The sequence below is a fragment of the Dissulfurirhabdus thermomarina genome (assembly GCF_012979235.1).
Taxonomy (GTDB): Bacteria; Desulfobacterota; Dissulfuribacteria; order Dissulfuribacterales; family Dissulfurirhabdaceae; genus Dissulfurirhabdus; species Dissulfurirhabdus thermomarina.
Genome location: NZ_JAATWC010000010.1, coordinates 69,299 through 90,687, shown reverse-complemented (window position 1 = coordinate 90,687; position 21,389 = coordinate 69,299). Strand labels below are relative to the sequence as shown.

Genomic DNA, 21,389 nt, shown 5'->3' with positions numbered 1-21,389 from the left:
TGACAGGGACGGGATCCGCCCTTTACAACTGCCGGTGAGACGCCGGCCACCGGCCGGGCCACCGCCATGGACATCCGGATCTACAACACCCTCACCCGCCGCAAGGAGCCCTTCGTGCCCCTGGAACCCGGCCGCGTCCGCATGTACGTCTGCGGCATCACGGCCTACGACCGCTGCCACATCGGCCACGCCCGCTCCGCCGTGGTCTTCGACGCCGTGGTGCGGCACCTGCGCCGGCGGGGCTTCGAGGTCACCTGCGTCCGCAACTTCACGGACATCGACGACAAGATCATCCGCCGCGCCCGCGAGGAAGGCATCGACACCACGGCCCTGGCCGAGCGGGAGATCGCCCACTTCTACGAGGACATGGACGCCCTGGGCGTCCTCCGGGCCGACGTGGAGCCCCGGGCCACGGCCCACATCCCGCAGATCATCGACCTGATCCGCACCCTGGTCGAGAAGGGCCACGCCTACGAGGCCGGCGGCGACGTCTACTTCTCCGTGCGGACATTCCCCTCCTACGGCGCCCTCTCCGGCCGCGACCTCGAGCAACTGCGGGCGGGGGCCCGGGTGGCCGTGGGCGAACGCAAGCAGGACCCGGCGGACTTCGCCCTCTGGAAGGCCAGCAAGCCGGGCGAGCCCGCCTGGGACAGCCCCTGGGGGCCCGGGCGGCCGGGCTGGCACATCGAATGCTCCGCCATGAGCATGGCCTACCTCGGCCCCACCCTCGACATCCACGCCGGCGGCCTGGACCTGAGCTTCCCCCACCACGAGAACGAGCGGGCCCAGTCGGAGGCCGCCACCGGGCGCCCCTTCGTCCGGTACTGGATGCACAACGGGTTCGTGACCATCCGGGGCGAGAAGATGTCGAAGTCCCTGGGCAACTTCGTGACCATCCAGGACATCCTCCGCCGCTACCACCCGGAGGTCCTCCGCCACTTCCTGCTCACCAAGCACTACCGGAGCCCCCTGGACTACGGCCCCGGGGCCCTGGAGGAGTCCCGCGCCGCCGTGGACCGCGGCTACGCCGCCCTGGCCCAGGCCCGTCGGATCGCCGCCCGGCCGGCGGGCAAGAAGCGCCCCTTGGACGACGAGACCCGGGCCGCGGCCGAGACCCTCTCGCGGCTCCCGGAACGCTTCGACGCCGCCATGGACGACGACTTCAACACGGCCCAGGCCCTCGGCGTCCTCTTCGAGGGCGTCCGCGCCTTGAACCGCCTGTCGCTGGCGGGGGAGAAGCGGCCCTCGGCCCTCCTGGCCGAGCCGCTGGCCGCCGGCGCCGAGGCCCTCCAGGCCGCCGGCGGCGTGCTCGGGCTCTTCCGCGAGGACCCGGCCGGGTACCTCCGCCGGCGCGACATCGAGGCCCTCGCCCGGGTCGGCCTCACCGAGGCCGAGGTGGAGGCCGCCGTCCGGGAACGGGCCGAGGCCCGAAAGGCCCGTGACTGGGCCCGCTCCGACGCCATCCGGGACGCCCTGGCGGCCCGGGGCGTCGTGCTCCGGGACGAGCCCGGGGGCGGCACCACCTGGACGGTCAAGGAACCCGGGGCCTGACCCGGCGGAATCATGTTCCCCCGGTGAAGTGCCGAAAAGTTGGTCGAGGCGGTCCGCACGCCGGGCCGGCCCGAGACGCCACCGAGTGCAGGGGGAGCCCATGACCGACGGTGAACGCAGGAAGAACACCCGGGTACCGCTCAAGATCGAGGCGGAGCTCCGCCTCTCCGACGGCACGGTCCACAAGGGCGTCACCGAGAACATGAGCTTCGGCGGCACCTTCCTCAAGTGGCCGGGCCTTGCCGGGATCTCGGAGGGCGACCCGTGCGTCTTCGCCCTCGTCCTCCAGCCCGAGCCCCACCCCTGGGTCATCGAGATCGAGTCCCGGGTGATCCACGTCCAGGAAGACGGCGTGGGCCTCCAGTTCCTGAGCGTGGACTACGAGGGCTACCAGAATTTCCGCGATCTCATGGTGAGCGCCACCCCGGACTCCGGCGCCCTGATGGAAGAACTCCACAAGAACCCCGGCCTCGAGGTCCGGCGCTGAGCCGGGCTTTCGAGCCCCCGCCGCGGGTCTGAGGCGCCGGCGAGTCCGCCGGCGGCCATGTACCAGGTCTAGGCCGCGGCACCTCCCGGAGACCGGCGGCGCGGCCGGGCGTCACGGCAACTCCCGCCACCAGGGCGATCCGAGGGAGGCCTCGACCCGGAGGCCCCCGGCCGCGTCCGCCACCAGCCGCCGGCCGGCCTCCACGATGACGGGCGCCCCGCCCCCGGCGGGCGTCACCTCCACCCGGCCATCGAGAACCGCCACCTCCGTCGCCCCCGAGGCCGCCTGTCGGACGGCCACCCGGGTCCCCCGCACGGCCACCACCACCGTGGGCGGCCGAATCTCGACCCCGGGGAGCACCGGCCAGAGCAGGGATGGGCTGCGGTAACCCTTGGAGGCCCGTTCCAGGCGCCCGAGGAAGGCCTCCCAGGCCGCCGCCGCCCGGCGCACGCCCGCGTCCCGGACGAGGTCGGCATCCTCCCGCCACCGCCGGATGTCCTCGGAGACCCGCCGTCGGAAGGCGTCCGCATGCTCAAGGGCCAGGAGGAGCCGACCCCGAAGGAGATGGAAGGTCCGCGCGCCCCCGGCCGCCGCCCCGCCCACCCGGACGGCCGTTCCGCCCCCCAGGGACAAGGCGCCGCGGCCCCCGAGGACCTGGAGCCTCGCGCTGCCGGCCTCGCCGGTGACGATCTCGTCCCCGGGGTGGAGGTCGATCACGGCCCCCTCGGTCACCGGCCCCGCCGGTCCGTCCCCCGTCCGGATGGCGACCTCGCCCGAGACCCGGGTGCAGGCGGCGGCGGACCCGAGAGACGGCCGATCCAATCGCCGGCGCACGGCGGCCAGGGCCTCGTCCAGCCGCTCCAACCGCCGCCGCGACCGGGCCGCCATCTCCGCGTAGGCCGTCTTGGCCCGGGCGGCCTCCGCCAGGGCCCGCGCCGCCAGGGCCGCCGTCCCGGCCTCGCCGGCGGCCGCGGCCGCCTCGCGGAGGGCGGCGGCCCTCGCCTCCGTGGCGGCACAGCGGCGGGCTTCGGCCTCGAGACGGTCGGCCTCGGCGGCCGCCTCGTGCCGGAGGTGCCAGACGTGGGAATACAACCCCAGGAGTTCCGCCCCCGGCGGAAGCTGCACCACCTCCGCAGCCGCGGCCGGCGGGGAGAAGAGCAGGAGGGCCAGGACGGCCCCGGCGAGCCTCACGGCCGATCTCCGCGGGGCGCGGCGGCCCCGCCCCCCGCGCCCCCGGCCTGGAGCCGGGCCTTCAGCTCGGAAAGGCGCCCCACCACGGCGGACCGCTGCTCCCGGAGCGCCTTGTCGTCACGGTCCGCCGCCGCGAGTTCGGACTCGGCCTCCCGGAGCAAGGCCCGCGCCCGGGCCTCGAGGTCCGTGCGGTCCCGGACGGTGCCGTTGCCCCCCGGTCTCCCGGCCCCCGCCGCCTCCCCGGACAGGAGCGAGGCCGCCTCCGCCTTCTTCCGCTCCGCCGCCTGCCGCTGCGCCGCCACATCGGCGAGGCGGCGGTCGATGGCCTCGATGTCCCGGAGGTCCTTCTGGACGGCGGCCATCACCGACCGGTAACGGGCGAGGCCGTCCGCGCCGGCGGGAGAAGGCGCCGGGGGTGCCGGGACGTCGGGCTCCGGCCCGGCGCAGCCCGCGGGCGGCGGGCCTTCGCCCGCCATGACGTCCGCGGCCTGCCGGTCGAGGGCCCGCGCGCGGGCGGCATCCCCCGCCGCCGCGGCACGGAGCGCGGCCGCCGCGAGGCTCGCCGCACACCTGGCCCGGTCCAGCGCCGCGCGCCCCCGGGCCGCCCCGGCCTCGGGGACGTAGAGCCCGAGCCCGTCGGCCCCGGCGCCCTCAACGGGCGGCCCTACGTCCAGCAGGGCGGCCAGCTGCCGGTTTTCCGCCTCCCGGCGCCCGGCCGTCTCGTGCTCCAGCCGCCGCCACCGCTCGGCCCTTGCCGCCCGGGCCTGGGCCGCCAGCCGAGCCGCCTCGGCCGCCCGGGCCTGGGCCGCCGCCTGCCCGGCCGAGTCGTCCGGCGGCGCCAGGGCCGCCTGGAGCGCGGCTCCGATGAACCCCATCACCATCTGCCGGGCGAAGTCCTCGGAACTCCCGCCGGAGACCGGGGGCACCCACGCGCCGCCCCCCGTGGAGGGGCCGCCGCGGTCCACGCACCAGGCCTCGTTCCCGAAAACGTTGAAGCCCTGGTGGGCCGCCATGGCGGCGAGGGCGCTCCGGCACGCGGCCTCGGAGGCATAGTGCCCGTTGTACCGGGAGACGGGGTGCCCCTGCCGGCGGAGCTCGTCCATGAGGGTGGCCGAGTACTCGATCTGCCACTCGGCGAAGACCAGCACCGGCACACACAGGCACAGGACGGCCAGGAGCACCGGGAGAAAGACCGGTCGGGGCCCTGCCGGCGGCTTCATGAGGCGACCTCCTTCCCGCAGGGTGGGTTCGGGGCGGTCACCTCGCGGCCACCGCCCGCTTGAGACCCGCGAGGATGGCCTGGAAGACGGCGATCCGCTGCCGGTAGAGGACGGCCAGCTCGCTGTCCTTCCGGGTGTCGGCCCGCCGGCCCATGGCGACGACCTGCTGCTGGACGCGCTCGTCCGCCAGCTGGGCACGGGCGGTGAGATCCAGCACCGCCTGCTCCATCCGCGTGACCAGGCCCAGGAGTTCGTCCCTGCCGGCGGACGCGAGGAGCCCGGGGAGGGTCTGGTTCTTGGCCTGGACCAACACGGCGTTCCGCCATCGGATCTCGGCCGCTCCGGCCTTCGGCGGCAAGTCGATGAAGTCCTCGATGGGCGGCCGTTCCACCCGCCGGATCACCGCCCGGGCGGGCCGGCCGGCCTCCAGTTCCACGGTGGCGGCGGTGAGCTCGGGCACCCATCGGAGGTAGGCCGTCACGGGCCGCCACCCGCCGTCGGCGCCGCGCCGGGCCACCTCCACGACCTCCACCGTCTGGACGCGACCCTGCCTGAAGAAATCCCGGAAAAATGCCCCGCCTTCCCCCGCCAGTTGGAAGCGCCACGAGGGCGGTTGGCGGAAGAAATAGAGACGGGCCGCCGTCGGCCGGTCCGCGCCCTCCTCGTAGACGTAGGCCAGCCAGGTCCAGTAGGCCGTGCCGCCGACGGTCACCCGCCGGATACGGCGGCGGCGGAAGTCGGCCTCCGCTGCCGCGGCCCGCCCATCGACCTTCCGCACCGCCCCGGCGGCGGCCGCGGCCAGCGCCTCGACCGTCAGGCGGTGCATCCGCTGCCGGGCGACGTCGTTGGAGGAACCGAAGAAGTCCACGGCCCGGGGCAGGTCCGACCGCCCCGGGACGGGGAGAAGCGGCAGGGGGGTGATCCCGCCCCAGAAACCCACGGTGAGGTCGAAGGACCGGGATTCGTCGGAGAGAAACCCCTCCGCCCCCGGGACCCGCACCCGGGCCTCGCAGGTCATCTCGTAGGAATAGGGAAACGGCAGGAGCCCCAGGGTGAAACCGGTGACCATGGCCCCGAACTGGTGGAGTTCGCCGCGGCACGTGACATCCAGGGTCACGGGGAGATCGGTGAAGTCGGTCCCGAAGAGCCCGGGGTAGAGCGCCGCGGCGCGGGTCCGGACGTCGTCGCCGGTGACCTTGTCCACCGTGAACCAGGCCCCCTCCGCCTGTTGCCGGATCCGGAGGCCGGCCACGGCGAACCTGGTACCCCCGGGGGCCTGGACGGCGGCCGCGGCCGGGTCGGGCCGGAGCGTGGAGGCGAAGCGCAGGGAGCCGCATCCCGGGAGCAAGAGGAAGGCGACGACGAGGAGCACGGCGGCCGGTGGGCCTGCGAGCGGGTGACGAAGCATCTCGACCTCCCATGGATTCGGGCGCGGGCGGCGACGACGCGCCCATCTCTTTTCTACACCAACCTCCGCTCCGGCAAAACCCGAACCGAGTTGACGCCCCCGGGGGGAAATGCTATCTAGTTTGGACCCCGAACCCCCCGGAAACGGCGGTGCGCCGGCCCGCCGAGGCGACATGACCTTCCAGGACCTCATACTGAACCTCCAGTCCTACTGGGCCTCCCGCGGCTGCCTCCTCCTCCAGCCCTACGACACCGAGGTGGGCGCCGGGACCTTCCACCCGGCCACCTTCCTGCGCGCCCTCGGCCCCGACCCCTGGCGGGTGGCCTACGTGCAGCCCTCCCGCCGGCCCACCGACGGCCGCTACGGCGAGAACCCCAACCGCCTCCAGCACTACTACCAGTACCAGGTGGTCCTCAAGCCCTCGCCCGACGACGTCCAGGATCTCTACCTGGAGAGCCTCGCCGCCTTCGGCCTGGATCTTCGGGAGCACGACGTCCGCTTCGTGGAAGACGACTGGGAGTCCCCCACCCTGGGCGCCTGGGGGCTGGGCTGGGAGGTCTGGCTGGACGGGATGGAGATCACCCAGTTCACCTACTTCCAGCAGGTGGGGGGCATCGACGTCCACCCCGTCTCGGTGGAGATCACCTACGGTCTCGAGCGGATCGCCATGTATCTCCAGGGCGTGGACAACGTCTACGACCTCGCCTGGAACGGCGAGGTCACCTACGGCGAGGTCCACCACCGGGGCGAGGTGGAGTTCTCCCGCTACAACTTCGAGGCCGCCGACGTCGCCATGCTGCGCGAGGCCTTCGACCGGCACGAGGCCGAGGCCCGGGCCCTGCTCTCGGCGGGTCTCGTCCTCCCCGCCTACGACCAGTGTCTCAAGTGCTCCCACACCTTCAACCTCCTCGACGCCCGGGGGGCCATCAGCGTGGCGGAACGGACGGCCTACATCGGCCGGGTCCGGCACCTGGCCCGGGGTGTCGCCCGGGCCTACGCGGGGGCGGACGGCCCGCCGGAGGCCGCCGCGCCGTGAACCGCCGACCGCTCCTCTTCGAGATCGGGACCGAGGAGCTCCCCGCGGGCTTCCTCCCGGGGGCCCTCGAGGCCCTCGAGGACCTCGCCCGGCGGGGCCTTGAGGCGGCCCGCCTCGCCCACGGCCCGGTCCGGACCCTCGGGACCCCGCGCCGCCTCGCCCTCTTCGTGGACGGCCTCGCCGAGGCCCAGGCGGACCTGGAGGAGCGCCTCACCGGCCCGCCCGCCGCGGCGGCCTTCGACGGGAAGGGACGCCCCACCCGGGCGGCGGAGGGCTTCGCCCGCAAGCACGGGGTGGACGTCTCGGCCCTCTCGGTGGAGGAGACGGACCGGGGCGCCTACGTGGTGCTGGACCGGCGGGTCCCGGGGCGGCCCGCCCTGGAGGTCCTGCCCGGGATCCTGGCGGGCCTGGTGACGGCCCTCCCCTTCCCGAAGACCATGCGGTGGGGGGCGCACGACCTCCGCTTCGCCCGGCCCATCCGGTGGCTGGTGGCCCTCTTCGGCGACGACGTGGTCCCCCTCGCGCTGGCCGGGGTCCGCTCCGGGCGGGAGAGCCGGGGGCACCGCTTCGCGGCCCCGGGGCCGGTGGCCGTCGCCGCGGACCTCGAGGCCTACCGGACCGCCCTCGCCGACCGGTTCGTGACGGCCGACCCGGCCGACCGGCGGGCCCGGGTGCGCGAGGCCGCAGAGGCGGCCGCGGCGGCCCGGGGCGGCCGCCTCCTCCCCGACCCCGAGCTCATCGACCTCAACGCCGACCTCACCGAGTACCCCGTGGCCGTGTGCGGGGACTTCGACCGCCGGTTCCTGGAACTTCCGAGGCCGGTCCTGGTCACCGCCATGCGGGAACACCAGAAGTACTTCGCCGTGGTGGACGAGGCCGGGGACCTGCTCCCCCACTTCGTGGCCGTGAACAACACGCCCTCCCCGCGGCCGGAACTGGTCACCCGGGGGCACGAGCGGGTCCTCCGGGCCCGGCTCGCCGACGCGGCCTTCTTCTTCGAGGAAGACCGGCGCCGGCCCCTCGAGGCCTACGTCCCGGGCCTGGCGGACGTGGTCTTCCACGCCCCCCTGGGCTCCATGCTGGACAAGACCCGCCGGGTGGAGGCCCTGGCCCGCTTCGTCGCCCGGCGGCTGGACCCCGCCGCCGAGGCGGGCGCCGCCCGCGCCGCCCGCCTCGCCAAGGCCGACCTCCTCACCGAGATGGTGGGGGAGTTTCCCACCCTCCAGGGGATCATGGGCCGGGAGTACGCCCTCCTCTCCGGGGAAACGCCCGAGGTGGCCGACGCCATCCGGGAGCACTACCTCCCCGTCCGGGCCGGCGGGGAACTGCCGGCCGGAGCCGCCGGGGCCGCGGTGGCGCTGGCGGACAAGGCCGACACCGTCTGCGCCACCTTCGCCATCGGGCTCCAGCCCTCCGGGACGGCGGACCCCTACGGGCTCCGGCGCCTGGCCCTGGGCGTGATCCGGATCCTGGAGGACCGATCCCCCCCGCTCCGCCTGGACGAGCTGGTGGACGCGGCCCTCGCGGGGCTGCCGGAGGGGCTCGGGGCCGACCTCGACGCCGTGCGGCGGGAGGTCCTCGACTTCTTCCGCGCCCGCCTCGTCCACGAGCTGGCGGGCCGCGGCCACCCCGCCGACACCGTGGAGGCCGCCGTGCGCTGCGGATTCGAGGATCCCGCCGACTGCCGCCGGCGGGTGGAGGCACTGGAGGCGGTGCGGGGCCGACCCGAGTTCGCCCCCCTGGGCACGGCCTTCAAGCGGGTGATGAACATCCTGAAGGACTTCCAGGGCGGCGGGCTCGACCCGGAACGGCTCGCCGAGCCCGCGGAGCGGTCCCTCCACGAGGCCCTCTCGGGCATGGAGGCCGAAGTCCGTCAGCGGTTCCATGACCGCGACTACGAGGCCGGCCTCGTCCGCCTCCTCGACCTCAAGCCCCACGTCGACCGCTTCTTCGACGAGGTGATGGTCATGGCGGAGGACCCCGCCGTGCGCCGGAACCGCCTGGCGTTGCTCCGGCGCATCGCGGACCTCTTCCTGGCGGTGGGCGACCTCTCCGCCATGGCCGCCGGCTGACGCGACAGCCGCCGTGAAGGTCCGCATCGCCAGGGTGGCCGGCTTCTGCATGGGCGTCCGCCGGGCCATGGACATGGCCCTGGCCGCCTCCCGGGACGCCGCCGGTCCCGTCTTCACCTACGGCCCCCTCATCCACAACCCCTCCGCCCTGGCCCTCCTGGAGGCCCGGGGCATCCACGTCCTCCGGGAGATCCCGGAGCGCGGGGAGGGGACGGTGATCATCCGCGCCCACGGCGTCCCGCCGGAGGAAAAGGCCCGGCTCGCCGCCGCGGGCTTTCGCATCCTCGACGCCACCTGCGGCCGGGTGGTCAAGGTCCAGATGATCGTCCGGCGCCACGCCGAGGCCGGCGACACCTGCCTCCTCGTGGGGGACCCCGGCCACCCCGAGGTGGTGGGCATCCTGGGCCACGCCGGCGGCCGGGGCCGCCTCGTGAGCACCGAGGCGGACATCGAGGCCCTGGAGGATCCCGGCCCCTACATCGTGGTGGCCCAGACCACCCAGGACCGCGAGCGCTTCGAGGCCTGGTCCCGGCGCATCCTGGCAAGGTTCCCCGGCGGGCGCGTCTACAACACCATCTGCCACTCCACCCACAAGCGACAGGCCGAGGTCCGGCGCCTGGCCGCCGAGTGCGACGCCGTGGTGGTGGTGGGCGGGCGCCAGAGCGCCAACACCCGGCGCCTGGCCGAGATCGCCGAGGAGACCGGGCGGGCGGCCTTCGCCGTGGAGACGGACCGCGACCTCGACCGGGCCGCCCTCTCCCGCTTCCGGCGGGTGGGGGTCACGGCGGGCGCCTCCACCCCCAACTGGATCATCAACCGGGTGGTCCGGGAGATCGAGGCCCTGCCCGGCCGGCACGAGTCCGCCCTCCGCCGGCTCCTCTACCGGGCGGTCCGGTTCCTGCTGGAGTCCAACGCCTGGACCGCGGCCTGCGGCGCGGCGCTGGCCTGGGCCGCCGCCCGGGTCCTCGGCCGGCCCGGCGTCCTCCCGGCGGCGCCCCTGGCCGCGGCGGGGTTCGTCTTCGCCGTCCACACCCTCTACCGGCTCCTGGACCATGAGGCCGGCCGCTACAACGACCCCCTCCGGGCCAGGTTCGTGAGCCAGCACAAGGGGTTCATGGCCGCGGCCTCCGCGGCGGCCCTGGCCGGGGCCCTGGCCGCGGCGGCGCACCTGGGCCGCCTCGCCCTGCCCTTCCTCCTCTCCCTGGCCGGCCTGGCCGCGCTCTACTGCGCCCAGCTCCTCCCCGCCGTCCGGCGCCACCGGCTCGCCCGTCACGTCCCGGGCTCCAAGGCCCTCCTGGTGGCCCTGGCCTGGTCCTCCGTGGCCGTGCTGATGCCCGGGGACGCCTGGCGGCCCCCCTGGAACGGCGAGGTCCTGGCCGTCTTCGGCCTGGCCGCCGTCCTGGTCTACATCCGCTCGGTGCTCCTCGAGATCCTGGACGTCCAGGGCGACCAGATCGTGGGCCTCGAGACCCTCCCCGTCCTCGTCGGGGAGAAGCGGGCCCTGCTCCTGGTCCGCCTCCTGGCCGTGGCGCTGGCCCTGGCCGCGGCCGGACCGGTGCTGGCCGGCCTCGCCCCCCGCCGCCTCCTGGCCTTCGTTCCGGCCGCCGCCTACCTCCTGGCCCTCACCATCCCCTTCGAGAAGCGGCGCATGGGCCAGAACCTCCGGCTGGAGGCCGCCACGGAAGGCGCCTGCCTGGTGCTCCTGGCCGCCGCCCTGGCCCCCCTCTCGCCTTGACCCGGAAGGGGCCGAAGAGCGGCGGGCGGACCGTCCCCGCCATCCACGCCCGGGGGCTCGCCCACCACAACCTGAAGGGGATCGACCTCGACCTCCCCCTCCACCGCGTCATCGTGGTGACCGGGCCCTCCGGGGCGGGAAAGTCCACCCTGGCCTTCGATACCCTCTACGCCGAGGCCCAGCGCCGGTACGTGGAGACCTTCTCCCCCTACGCCCGCCAGTTCCTGGAGCGGCTCCCGCGGCCCGAGGCCGCCGAGCTCTCCAACCTGCCCCCGGCCGTGGCCATCGGCCAGGCCAACCCCGTCCGGAGCGCCCGGTCCACCGTGGGGACCCTCTCCGAGGCGACCTACCCGGCACGGCTCCTCTTCCACCGGGCCGCCGTCCTCCACTGCCCGGGATGCGGGCGCCCCGTGGCGGACGAGGGACCCGGGGACGTCTGGCGGGCGGTGGCCGAGGCCGCCGCCCGGGGCGGGCGCGGCGCCGTCGTGCTCACCGCCGAGGTGGCGGCCGGCGCCGCAGCCGAGCTGGCCCGCCTGGGATACCACCGGGAGCTCATCGGCGGCGAGGTCCGCGAGCTCGGGGACGGGCCGGGGCCCCGCCAGGTCGTGGTGGACCGGTTTCCCCTGGAGGCCGCCCGGCAAGAGCGCGTCCTCGACTCCGCGGAGCAGGCCTTCGCCCTGGGCGGCGGGCGGATGCGGCTCCGCCTCCCGGACGCCCCGCCCCGGGCCTTCAGCCGGGGCCGCCACTGCGCCCGGTGCGACCGGAGTTTCCCCGCCCCCGTCCCCGCCCTCTTCTCCTTCAACAGCCCCGCCGGGGCCTGCCCCGCCTGCCAGGGGTTCGGCCGGGTGACCGGCGTGGACTGGGACCTGGTGGTCCCGGACCCGTCCTTGTCCGTGGCGGCGGGGGCGATCCGGCCCCTGGAGAACTGGCCGGAGGAGAAGGCGCAGCTCCTCGCCTGGCTCCGCCGGCGGGGCGTCCCGGAGGACACCCCCTGGAACCGCCTCGACGAGGCCACCCGGGCGGCCGTCCGGGAAGGCGACGGCGACTGGCCCGGCCTCCGGGCCTACTTCGACTGGCTCGAGGGCAAGCGCTACAAGGCCCACGTCCGCATGTGGCTCGCCCGGTACCGGGCCTACCGGACCTGCTCCGCCTGCGGCGGCCGCCGCTTCCGGGAAGAGACCCTCCGCTACCGGCTCGGCGGGCGCACCATCGCCGACTTCTACGCCCTCCCCCTGGACGAGGCCCTGGAGTGGGTCCGCGGCCTGGCCCCCGGGCTCTCCGGCGACGCCGCCGCCGAGCGCCTCCGGGACGACCTCGAGCGGCGTCTCGACACCCTCTGCCGGGCCGGCCTCGGCTACCTGGCGCTGGACCGGCAGTCCCGGTCGCTCTCCGGCGGCGAGGTGGCCCGGGTCTCCCTGGCCCGGGCCATCGGGACCGACCTATCGGAGACCCTCTACGTCCTCGACGAACCCACCACCGGGCTCCACCCCGTGGACAACCGGCGGCTCCTGGACCTCTTCCGCGCCCTGGTGGAGCGCGACAACACCGTCCTCGTGGTGGAACACGACCCGGTGGTCGTGAAAGGAGCGGACCTGGTGGTGGCCCTCGGGCCCGGATCGGGCGAGGCGGGCGGCCGTCTCGCCTATCTCGGGCCGCCGGGGCGGCTCCGGGAGCCCCGGGCCGCCGCCCCGGCGCCGCCCCCCGCCGCCGTGCCGGCGCCGCCGGGGGGAGCCATCGAGGTGCTGGGCGCCGCCGAGAACAACCTCCGGGACCTCGACGTGGCCTTTCCGCTGGGCCGCTTCACGTGTCTCACCGGGGTCTCGGGCTCCGGCAAGTCCACCCTCCTCGAGCTGGTCCTCCACCGGGGCCTCCTCCGCCTGAAGGGCCTCCCCACGGAGCCCCCGGGCCGGTTCCGCGAGATCCGGGGGGCCGGGGCGGTGGACCGGGTGCACCTCGTGAACCAGGCCCCGCTGGGGCGCACCCCCCGGGGCTGCCCGGCCACCTACCTGGACCTGCTCACCCCCGTCCGGCGCCTGCTGGCCGCCACTCCGGCGGCCCGGGCCGCCGGGCTCGGGCCCGGGGCCTTCTCCTTCAACACGGCCGGCGGACGGTGCGAGGCCTGCGCCGGGCAGGGGGTGGAATGGGTGGAGATGCAGTTCCTTCCGGACGTCGCCCTCCCCTGCCCCGCCTGCCGCGGCCGGCGGTTCGGCGCCGAGGTCCTGGCCGTGCGCCACCGGGGTCGGAACATCGCCGACATCCTGGACCTCACCCTGGACGCGGCGGCCGAGGCCCTCCCGGAGGTGCTCGGCCGGTCCGGCCCCCTCGCCGCCGCCCGGCAGCTCGGCCTCGGCCACCTGCGGCTGGGCCAGCCGCTCAACACCCTCTCGGGCGGGGAGGCCCAGCGGCTCCGGCTGGCCCGCTCCCTGGGATCGGCGGGCGCCGCCCGGGACCTCTACCTCCTGGACGAGCCCTCGGCCGGGCTCCACCCCCGGGAGGCGGCCCGGCTGGCCGAGGCCCTGCGGCGGCTCACCGCCGCCGGCCACACGGTGGTGGCGGTGGAGCACGACCTCGAGCTGGTCCGCCGGGCGGACTGGGTGGTGGACCTGGGGCCGGGGGGCGGCGCCGCCGGGGGACGACTGGTCTACGCCGGGCCGCCGGGGGACCTGGCCGGCCGCGCCGGGTCCGCCACCGGCGCGGCCCTGGCCGCGGCGGCCTCGCCGCCCCCCCGCCGGCCGCGCCGGAGACCCCGGCAAGGCACCCGGCGGGCCATCCGGATCCGCGGCGCCCGCCATCACAACCTCCGGGACCTCGACGTGGACATCCCCCGCGGCCGGCTCGTGGTGATCACCGGGGTCTCGGGCTCCGGGAAGTCCTCCCTGGCCTTCGACGTGGTCTTCTCGGAGGGGCAGCGGCGCTACGTGGAGGGGCTCTCCTTCTACATGCGCCAGTTCATCCGCATGTACGAGCGGCCCGAGGTGGACCGGGTGACGGGGCTCACCCCCACCGTGGCCATCGAGCAGCGGACGAGCCGGGCCGGGCCCCGCAGCACCGTGGCCACCCTCACGGAGGTGGCCCACCACCTGCGGCTCCTCTACGCCAAGGCCGCCCGGGCCTTCTGCCCCGGCTGCGGCCGCCCCCTGGAGGCCATGGACCGGGAGACCCTCCACCGGCGGATCCGGGAGGAGGCCCGGGGCGAGGCCCGGCTCCTCGCCCCCCGGGTCCGGCGCCGCAAGGGCTGGCACCGGCCGGTGGTGGAGGCGGCGGTGCGGGCCGGGCTCTCCGAGGTCCGGGTGGACGGGGTGCTCCACCGGGTGCCGCCCCCGCCGCCGCTCTCCCGCCACGGCGTCCACACCGTGGAGTGGGTCTTCGGCCCCTTCACCCCGGGGGTGCTGGCCCCGGACGCGCTCCGCGACCTGGCGGACGCGGCGCTGGCCGCCGGCGGCGGCGAGCTGGTGCTCCTCGACGCCGCCGGGGAACGCCGGCTCAGCCTCCACCATGCCTGCCCGGACTGCGGGCGCGCCCTCCCGGACCCGGACCCCCTCCTCTTCTCGTTCCACACCCCGGCCGGGGCCTGCCCGGACTGCGGCGGGCTCGGCCACCCGGAGGGAAAGGAGATCCCCTGCCCCGCCTGCGGCGGCTCCCGCCTCTGCGCCGAGGCCCGCGCCTGGCGGCTCGGCGGGCTGGGCCTCGACGCGCTCTCCGCCATGGAGATCGGCGAGGCCCGCCGCGTGCTGGCGGACTGGCTCGAGATCCCCCCGTGGGACGAGCGCCTCGACCCCGTGGGCCGCCCCCTGGCCCGGGAGGCCCTCCGGCGTCTCGAGTTCCTCGAGGCGGTGGGCCTCGACTACCTGCCCCTGGACCGGGGCGGCGACACCCTCTCGGGCGGCGAGGCCCAGCGGCTGCGCCTCGCCGCCCAGGCCGGCTCGGGTCTCTCCGGGCTCACCGTGGTGCTCGACGAGCCCACCATCGGCCTCCACCCCTCGGACACCCGCCGCCTCGTCGCCGCCCTGCGGGACCTTCGGGACCAGGGCAACACCGTGGTGGTGGTGGAACACGACGAGGAGACGCTGCTCGCCGCCGACTGGGTCCTGGACCTCGGCCCCGGCGGGGGGCGGGACGGGGGCCGCCTGGTGGCCCAGGGCCCCCCGGGGCGCATCCGCCGCAGCCGGGCCAGCGCCACCGCGGCGGCGCTCCGAAGCCCCGGCCGCCACCGCCTGGCCGGCAAGGACCGGCCGGCGCCCCCGGAACGCCGCCTCCGAATCCGGAACGTCCGCCACCGGAACCTCCGGATCCCCGAGCTCGAGATCCCCCTCGGGGCCCTGGTGGCGGTCACCGGGGTGTCGGGATCCGGCAAGACCACCCTGGTGGAGGAGGTCCTCCGGCCCGCCGTGGAGGCCCGGGGCTCGGGGCGGGCGGCCGACGGGGTCGCCGGGGCCGAGGCCCTGGCCCGGGTCGCCGTGGTGGACCATGCGCCCATCGGCCGGACGCCCCGTTCCTGCCCCGCCTCCTACGTGGGGCTCCTCGGGGTGATCCGCTCGCTCCTGGCCCGCGTGCCCGCGGCCCGGGCCCGGGGCTACGGGGCCGGCCGCTTCTCCTTCAACGTCCGGGGCGGGCGATGCGAAGACTGCGAGGGCCGCGGCAGCCGGCGGGTCCGCCTCGGCATCCTCCCCGACGTGGACGTCACCTGCGAGACCTGCGGCGGGCGCCGCTTCCGCCCCGAAACCCTGGACATCCGCTACCGGGGGCGGAACATCCACGACATCCTCTCCATGACCTTCGAGGAGGCGGCGGAGTTCTTCGCGGCGGTGCCCCCGATCCGCCGGACCGCCGAGACCGTGTGCCGGCTCGGGCTGGGCTACCTCGTCCTCGGCCAGCCGAGCCCCACCCTCTCCGGCGGCGAGGCCCAGCGGATCAAGCTGGCCAAGGAACTCGGCGCCCCGATGCGGCGGCCCGCCCTCATCCTGCTGGACGAGCCCACCACCGGGCTCCACATGGCGGACACGGCCCGCCTGGTGGACCACCTCCAGTGCCTCGTGGACCGGGGCCACACCGTGGTGGTGGTGGAACACAACCTCGACGTGATCGCGGCCGCGGACTGGATCGTGGACCTCGGCCCCGGGGGCGGGGCCCGCGGCGGGCGGCTCTGCTTCGCCGGGCGTCCCCGCGAGCTGGCCGACCCGGGGGTGGACACCCCCACGGCCCGGGCGCTGCAAGCCTACCTGGCGGGCGGCCCGCCGGACGCCGGGGCGGACCGGCGCGCCACCCGGCCGGATTAATGGACAGGCCGGGCGGGTTCCGATATAAAGAAGACGGTACAAAGGGATCCCACTCTCCACCGCCATGCCCCAGCCCAGCGACGCACACCCGAGCGGCCCCATCAAGGTCCTCCTCATCGAGGACAACCCGGTGGACTCCATCCTCATCAAGGAGATGCTGGAGATCGCCGGGGCCGGCCTCTTCGTCATGGAGTGCGCCGACCGTCTCTCCATGGGGCTCGAGCGCCTGAAAGGCAACGACGTGGACGTGGTCCTCCTGGACCTCACCCTGCCCGACAGCGAGGGGCTCGAGACCTGCATCCGCGCCCACATGCACGCCCCTGGGGTCCCCATCATCGTGCTCACCGGTCTCGACGACCACGACATCGCCATCCGCTCCCTCCAGGAAGGGGCCCAGGACTACCTGGTCAAGGGCCAGGTGGACAGCACGCTGCTGGCCCGCTCGCTCCGCTACGCCATCGAGCGGGAGAAGCTGGTCCGCCGCCTCCACGAGGCCATCGACCAGATCAAGACCCTGCGGGGGCTCCTCCCCATCTGCGCCGCCTGCAAGAAGATCCGCGACGACCAGGGCTACTGGACCCAGATCGAGGACTACCTGGCCCGCCACTCCGATGCCGAGTTCTCCCACGGCCTCTGCCCGGAATGCGCCCGCGAGATCTATCCCGAGGCCTACCGCGAACGGCACCCGGAGGAGGACGAGGACTGACCCGCCGGCCCCGCCCCGTGCCCGAGGCGCGATGAACGGGCAGGACGTGGTGCAGGCCGGCCTCCTGGTGCTGGCCGGGGCCGTGGTCGCCGCGGCCGCCTATCTCCTCGCCCTCTACCTCCGCCAGGCGCGCCTCCTGTACCAGCCCACGGCCGCCCTGGCCGCCACGCCGGCGGACGCGGGCCTCGTCTACGAGGATGTCCGCTTCCCCGCCGCCGACGGCACGGCGCTTTCCGGCTGGTATCTGCCGGGCCCGCCGGGCGGTCCCGTGCTCCTCTTCTGCCACGGCAACGCCGGCAACATCTCCCACCGGCTGGAATCGCTCGTCCTCTTCCACCGGATGGGGCTCGGGGTCTTCATCTTCGATTACCGGGGCTACGGCCGGAGCTCGGGCACCCCGGACGAGGCGGGGACCCACCTCGATGCCCTCGAGGCCTGGCGGTGGCTCGTGGAGAGGCGGGGCATTCCGCCGGGGCGGATCGTGGTCTTCGGCCGCTCCCTGGGCGGAGCCGTGGCGGCCCGCCTGGCGGCGGAGGTGCGCCCGGCGGCCCTGGTGGTGGAATCCGCCTTCACCTCCCTGCCGGACCTGGCCGCGGAGCTCTTCCCCCACGTGCCCCTCGTTCGCCGTTTGTGCCGATTCCGCTATAATACCCGGGAGCACCTCCGGCGGGTCCGGTGCCCCGTCTTGGTGGTGCACAGCCCGGAGGACGAGATCGTGCCGTTCCACCACGGAGAGGCCAACTTCGAGGCGGCGACCGGGGACAAGGCCTTCCTCCGCATCACCGGCGGCCACAACGACGGTTTCCTCCGCTCGGGCGCGACCTACACCGCGGGCCTGGCCCGGTTCCTCCACCGGGCGGGGGCCGGCGTCCGGGAGGCCCCGTGAGGCAAACCGCCGGCTGGCCCACCCAGGCCCAGGCCCTCCGGGCCTGCCGCGTCCTCTTCGGACCAGAGGTCCGCCTCTCCCCGGAGTTCCTGCGCCTGCTCTCCCCCGAGGGGCTCAAGGCCGCCTACCGGCGGATGGTGCTGCGCCACCACCCGGACCGGTCGGGCGGCGGGGCGGCGGCCTTTCTCCAGGTCCGGGAGGCCTACACCCTGCTCGACGCCTACCTGACCGGCGGAAACGGCAACGGCCGTGGGCTCCGGCGCCCCCGCGGGGGATCCACGGGCGGCGGCCGGGCGGCGGGCCTCTTCCACAGGGGCCCTGTCCCCCGGCGGCCCTTGCCCCTCGGGCTCTACCTCTACTACCGGGGCCGCGTCCCCTACGAGGCGGTGCTGGAGGCCCTGGCGTGGCAGGCCCTCCGGCGGCCGCGGATCGGCGAGCTGGCCGCCGCCCGGGGCTGGCTCACCGCCGCCCAGGTGGCCCGCGTCCTCCGGGCGGCCCGGGCCGGGGGCCGCTTCGGCGAGCGGGCCGTGACCCTGGGGCTCCTCGCCCGGGCCCAGGTCCAGCGCCTCCTGGCGGAGCAGCAGGCCCGGCAGCCGCCCATCGGGACCTACTTCGTGGAGCGGCGCCTCCTCGCCCGGGACGAACTCGAGGCCCTCGCCCGCGACCAGCGGCGTCACAACCGCGGCCTCCGGACCGGCGGACCCGGGCCCCCCGGAGAAGCGTGGAGTGGGCCGCCATGAAGGCCGCGGCACCGCCCTACCGATGGGACCCGGCGGACTATGCCCGGAATTCGGCCTCCCAGGCCGAGTGGGCCCGCGAGCTGATGGAACGGCTCGACCTCCGGGGGGACGAGTGGATCCTCGACGTCGGGTGCGGAGACGGAAAGGTGTCGGCGGCGCTGGCCGCACGGGTCCCGGGGGGACGCGTGACGGGGATCGACGCCTCGGCCGAGATGGTGGCCTTCGCCGCCGCCGCGCATCCCCCCGGCGCCTTCCCGAACCTGGAATTCGTGCGCATGGACGCCCGCCGGATCCGCTTCCGGGAACGATACGACCGGGTCTTCTCCAACGCGGCCCTCCACTGGATCGTCGATCATCGCCCCGTCCTGGCGGGGATCCATGCCGCCCTGAAGCCCTCCGGCCGGGTCCTGGTCCAGATGGGCGGCAGGGGCAACGCCGCCGGGGTGGTGGAGGTCTTGGACGACCTGATGCACCGGGACGAATGGCGGCGGTACTTCTCGGGATTCACCTTCCCTTACGGGTTCCACGCCCCTGAAAACTACGCGCCGCTCCTGTCGGCGGCCGGCTTCGAGATCCGGCGCATGGAACTCCTCACCCGCCACCGGGTCCATGCCGACCTCGACGCCTTCCGGGGCTGGATCCGGACCCAGTGGCTCCCGTACACCAGCCGCGTCCCGGAAGGGCTGCGCCCCCGCTTCATCGATACGGTCGCCCGGGAATACCGGCGCCGGCATCCGGGGACGGGAGAGGCGGTGGTCGTCGAGATGAAACGCCTCGAGTTCGAGGCGGTGCGGCCCTGAACCACCCGGAAGGGCGGCGGCCCGGCCGGGCCGCCGCGATCGCAGGAGGTTCCCCATGAAGGTCCTCGTCCTCTTCTACTCCATGTACGGGCACGTCTACCGGATGGCGGAGGCGGTGGCCGAGGGGGTCTCGGAGGTACCCGGGGCCGAGCCGGTCCTGCGCTGCGTGCCCGAGACCCTGCCCCCCGAGGTCCTCCGCAAGATGGGGGCCGAGGAACCCCGGAAGGCCTTCGCCCACGTCCCCGTGGCCACCGTGGACGAACTGGGCGCGGCCGACGCGGTCCTCTTCGGCACCCCCACCCGCTTCGGGAACATGTGCGGCCAGATGCGCCAGTTCCTGGACGCCACCGGCAGGCTCTGGCAATCTGGGGCCCTGGTGGGCAAGGTCGGCAGCGTCTTCACCAGCACCGCCACCCAGCACGGCGGCCAGGAGTCCACCCTCCTCACCTTCCTCGTGACGCTCCTCCACCACGGGATGGTGATCGTCGGCCTGCCCTACACCTTCCAGGGCCAGATGCGGATCGACGAGATCACGGGGGGCTCCCCCTACGGGGCCTCCACCATCGCCGGCCCGGACGGCAGCCGCTTCCCCTCGGACAACGAGCTGGCGGCGGCCCGGTTCCAGGGGCGGCACGCAGCCGCCATCGCCGCGAAGCTCGCCGCCTGAGGCCGATGGCGTCCGGCGACCGCCCCATGATCGAGGCCCGCGGTCTCGTCAAACGCTACGGCGGAATCCGGGCCCTGGAGGGGGTCTCCTTCTCGGTGCGCCGGGGCGAGATCTTCGGGCTCCTCGGGCCCAACGGGGCCGGAAAGAGCACCACGCTCCGGATCCTCACCCTGCTGACCCGGCCGGACGCGGGCCGGGCCCTCCTCGGGGGACGGGACGTCCGGGCCGACCCGGCGGCGGCCAAGCGCCGCTTCGGCGTGGTGCCCCAGGAGATCAACCTCGACAAGGACCTCGACGCCGAGGAGAACCTCCGGATCTACGCCATGCTCCACGGGGTGGCGGACCGGGAGGCGAAGGTCGAGGCGGCGCTCGCCCGGGCGGGGCTCCGGGAGCGGCGGCGGCAGCGGGTCGGCGAGCTCTCCGGCGGGCTCCAGCGCCGCCTCCTCATCGCCCGGGCCCTGCTGCCCGCCCCGGAGGTCCTCTTCCTCGACGAGCCCACGGTGGGGCTCGACCCCCAGATCCGGCGCGAGATCTGGGACGAGATCCGCGCCGCCCGCCAGGCGGGATGCACCCTGCTGCTGACCACCCACTACATCGAGGAGGCGGAGGCCCTCTGCGGCCGGGTGGGCATCCTGGACCGGGGCCGGCTCATCGCCCTGGACACCCCGGCGGCCCTCAAGCGGCGGATCGGCAGCCACGTCGTGGAGGTGACGGGGGCCGACGGCCGCACCCGGCGCCGGCCGTGCCGGGACGAGGCCGAGGCCCGCCGGGCGGCGGCCGGGGCCGGGGGGATCTCGGTCACCATCCGGCCCGCCAACCTGGAGGACGTCTTCGTGGAGCTGACCGGGAAGAGGATCGCGGCATGAGGGGCTGGTTTCCGGTCTTCTACCGGGAGATGCTGCTCTTCCGGCGCCGGCTGGCCAAGCTCGGCTTCGTGTTCTCGTCCCTCTTCGTCCCCTTCCTCTACCTCCTGGCCTTCGGCCTGGGGCTGGGGCGAAGCGTCCGGCTCCCGGGGGCGGGCGGAAGCTACCTCCACTTCCTGCTCCCGGGCCTCGTGGCCATGAGTTCCATGACCAACGCCTTCAACAGCGTGGCCATCAACCTGAACATGGGCCGGAACTACTTCCGCACCTTCCAGGTCCTGGTCCAGGTCCCCGTCCGGCCCCTGGACGTGGCGGCAGGGGAGATGCTGGCCGGCGTGGTCCGGGGGCTCTTCGCCTCGGGGCTCATCCTGGGCGCCGGGTGGATCCTCGGCGGCCCCTCCCCCGTGCACGTCCCCTTCGCCGCGGCCCTGCTCCTGAACTGCGTGCTCTTCGCCGGGCTCGGCCTGGTGGTGGGCATGGCCACCCGACACCTGGAGGACACCTCCACCTTCAGCAACTTCATCATCATGCCCATGGCCTTCTTCGGGGGGACATTCTTCCCGGTGGACCGGATGCCGGGGTGGCTGGCGCCGCTGGTCCGGCTGCTGCCCCTCACCCACACCAACATCCTGATCCGCAAGCCCGCCATGGACGCCGAGGGTTGGTGCGCCCTGGCGGTGCTCGCGGCCTACGCGGCGGTCTTCACCGCCTGGGGCGCCCGCCTGGTGCGAAACTACAGCGAATAGCCGCG

Annotated in this window: 16 protein-coding genes; 13 read left to right on the top strand and 3 right to left on the bottom strand. The window is 75.1% G+C overall.

All coding sequences use genetic code 11. The features are described 5' to 3' along the window. Positions 1-66: 66 nt before the first annotated feature. Together cysS and HCU62_RS10540 are read left to right on the top strand one after the other, a co-directional pair. Complete coding sequence (gene cysS / locus HCU62_RS10545; protein ID WP_163299215.1) at positions 67-1,551, top strand: cysteine--tRNA ligase; 1,485 nt, start codon at positions 67-69, stop codon at positions 1,549-1,551. 100 nt (positions 1,552-1,651) lie between these two features. After that, positions 1,652-2,038, top strand: coding sequence for a PilZ domain-containing protein (locus tag HCU62_RS10540; protein WP_163299216.1), 387 nt, complete (start codon positions 1,652-1,654; stop codon positions 2,036-2,038). Positions 2,039-2,149: 111 nt separating this feature from the next. On the opposite strand, the gene HCU62_RS10535 is transcribed toward HCU62_RS10540, so the two are convergent. From HCU62_RS10535 to HCU62_RS10525, 3 genes are read right to left on the bottom strand one after another with little or no spacing between them, the layout of a single operon-like run. Further along, on the bottom strand, positions 2,150-3,229 hold the full coding sequence (locus HCU62_RS10535) for a FecR family protein (protein ID WP_169755612.1): 1,080 nt from the start codon (positions 3,227-3,229) through the stop codon (positions 2,150-2,152). Beyond that, entirely contained in the window at positions 3,226-4,449 is a 1,224-nt protein-coding gene (locus HCU62_RS11640) for a hypothetical protein (RefSeq protein WP_163299196.1), read from the bottom strand. The genes HCU62_RS10535 and HCU62_RS11640 overlap by 4 nt, the downstream gene beginning before the upstream one ends. Positions 4,450-4,486: 37 nt before the next feature. Then, positions 4,487-5,857: a hypothetical protein gene (locus HCU62_RS10525; RefSeq protein WP_163299197.1), complete on the bottom strand. Its 1,371-nt coding sequence runs from the start codon at positions 5,855-5,857 to the stop codon at positions 4,487-4,489. A gap of 172 nt (positions 5,858-6,029) precedes the next feature. On the opposite strand from HCU62_RS10525, the gene HCU62_RS10520 reads away from it, so the two are divergent. The 11 genes from HCU62_RS10520 to HCU62_RS10470 all read left to right on the top strand — a co-directional run bounded on the left by HCU62_RS10520 (position 6,030) and on the right by HCU62_RS10470 (position 21,384). Continuing rightward, positions 6,030-6,893 (top strand): glycine--tRNA ligase subunit alpha, encoded by an 864-nt coding sequence (locus HCU62_RS10520; RefSeq protein ID WP_163299198.1) that lies wholly within the window; start codon positions 6,030-6,032, stop codon positions 6,891-6,893. Beyond that, entirely contained in the window at positions 6,890-8,965 is a 2,076-nt protein-coding gene (gene glyS, locus HCU62_RS10515) for a glycine--tRNA ligase subunit beta (protein ID WP_163299199.1), read from the top strand. Before HCU62_RS10520 ends, glyS begins: the two co-directional genes overlap by 4 nt. A 13-nt stretch (positions 8,966-8,978) precedes the next feature. Then, entirely contained in the window at positions 8,979-10,700 is a 1,722-nt protein-coding gene (gene ispH, locus HCU62_RS12290; protein WP_309474827.1) for a 4-hydroxy-3-methylbut-2-enyl diphosphate reductase, read from the top strand. Next, on the top strand, positions 10,697-15,976 hold the full coding sequence (gene uvrA / locus HCU62_RS10505) for an excinuclease ABC subunit UvrA (RefSeq protein WP_220096330.1): 5,280 nt from the start codon (positions 10,697-10,699) through the stop codon (positions 15,974-15,976). The genes ispH and uvrA overlap by 4 nt, the downstream gene beginning before the upstream one ends. A gap of 64 nt (positions 15,977-16,040) precedes the next feature. Beyond that, the gene (locus HCU62_RS10500; protein WP_163297820.1) at positions 16,041-16,682 is read left to right on the top strand and encodes a response regulator; all 642 of its coding nucleotides are present in this window, start codon (positions 16,041-16,043) and stop codon (positions 16,680-16,682) included. Positions 16,683-16,713: 31 nt separating this feature from the next. Beyond that, a complete protein-coding gene (locus HCU62_RS10495) occupies positions 16,714-17,568 on the top strand; it encodes an alpha/beta hydrolase (protein WP_163297819.1) in 855 nt (284 codons plus the stop codon). Beyond that, positions 17,565-18,308, top strand: coding sequence for a J domain-containing protein (locus HCU62_RS10490; RefSeq protein WP_163297818.1), 744 nt, complete (start codon positions 17,565-17,567; stop codon positions 18,306-18,308). Before HCU62_RS10495 ends, HCU62_RS10490 begins: the two co-directional genes overlap by 4 nt. Continuing rightward, positions 18,305-19,108, top strand: a complete 804-nt coding sequence (locus HCU62_RS10485) for a class I SAM-dependent methyltransferase (RefSeq protein ID WP_163297817.1) — start codon at positions 18,305-18,307, stop codon at positions 19,106-19,108. The genes HCU62_RS10490 and HCU62_RS10485 overlap by 4 nt, the downstream gene beginning before the upstream one ends. 55 nt (positions 19,109-19,163) lie before the next feature. Continuing rightward, positions 19,164-19,775 carry an NAD(P)H:quinone oxidoreductase gene (gene wrbA, locus HCU62_RS10480; protein WP_163297816.1) on the top strand — a complete coding sequence of 204 codons (612 nt, stop codon included), beginning with the start codon at positions 19,164-19,166 and terminating at the stop codon, positions 19,773-19,775. Positions 19,776-19,801: 26 nt separating this feature from the next. Further along, on the top strand, positions 19,802-20,641 hold the full coding sequence (locus tag HCU62_RS10475) for an ABC transporter ATP-binding protein (RefSeq protein WP_163297815.1): 840 nt from the start codon (positions 19,802-19,804) through the stop codon (positions 20,639-20,641). Continuing rightward, entirely contained in the window at positions 20,638-21,384 is a 747-nt protein-coding gene (locus HCU62_RS10470; protein WP_163297814.1) for an ABC transporter permease, read from the top strand. Before HCU62_RS10475 ends, HCU62_RS10470 begins: the two co-directional genes overlap by 4 nt. Positions 21,385-21,389 lie beyond the last annotated feature (5 nt).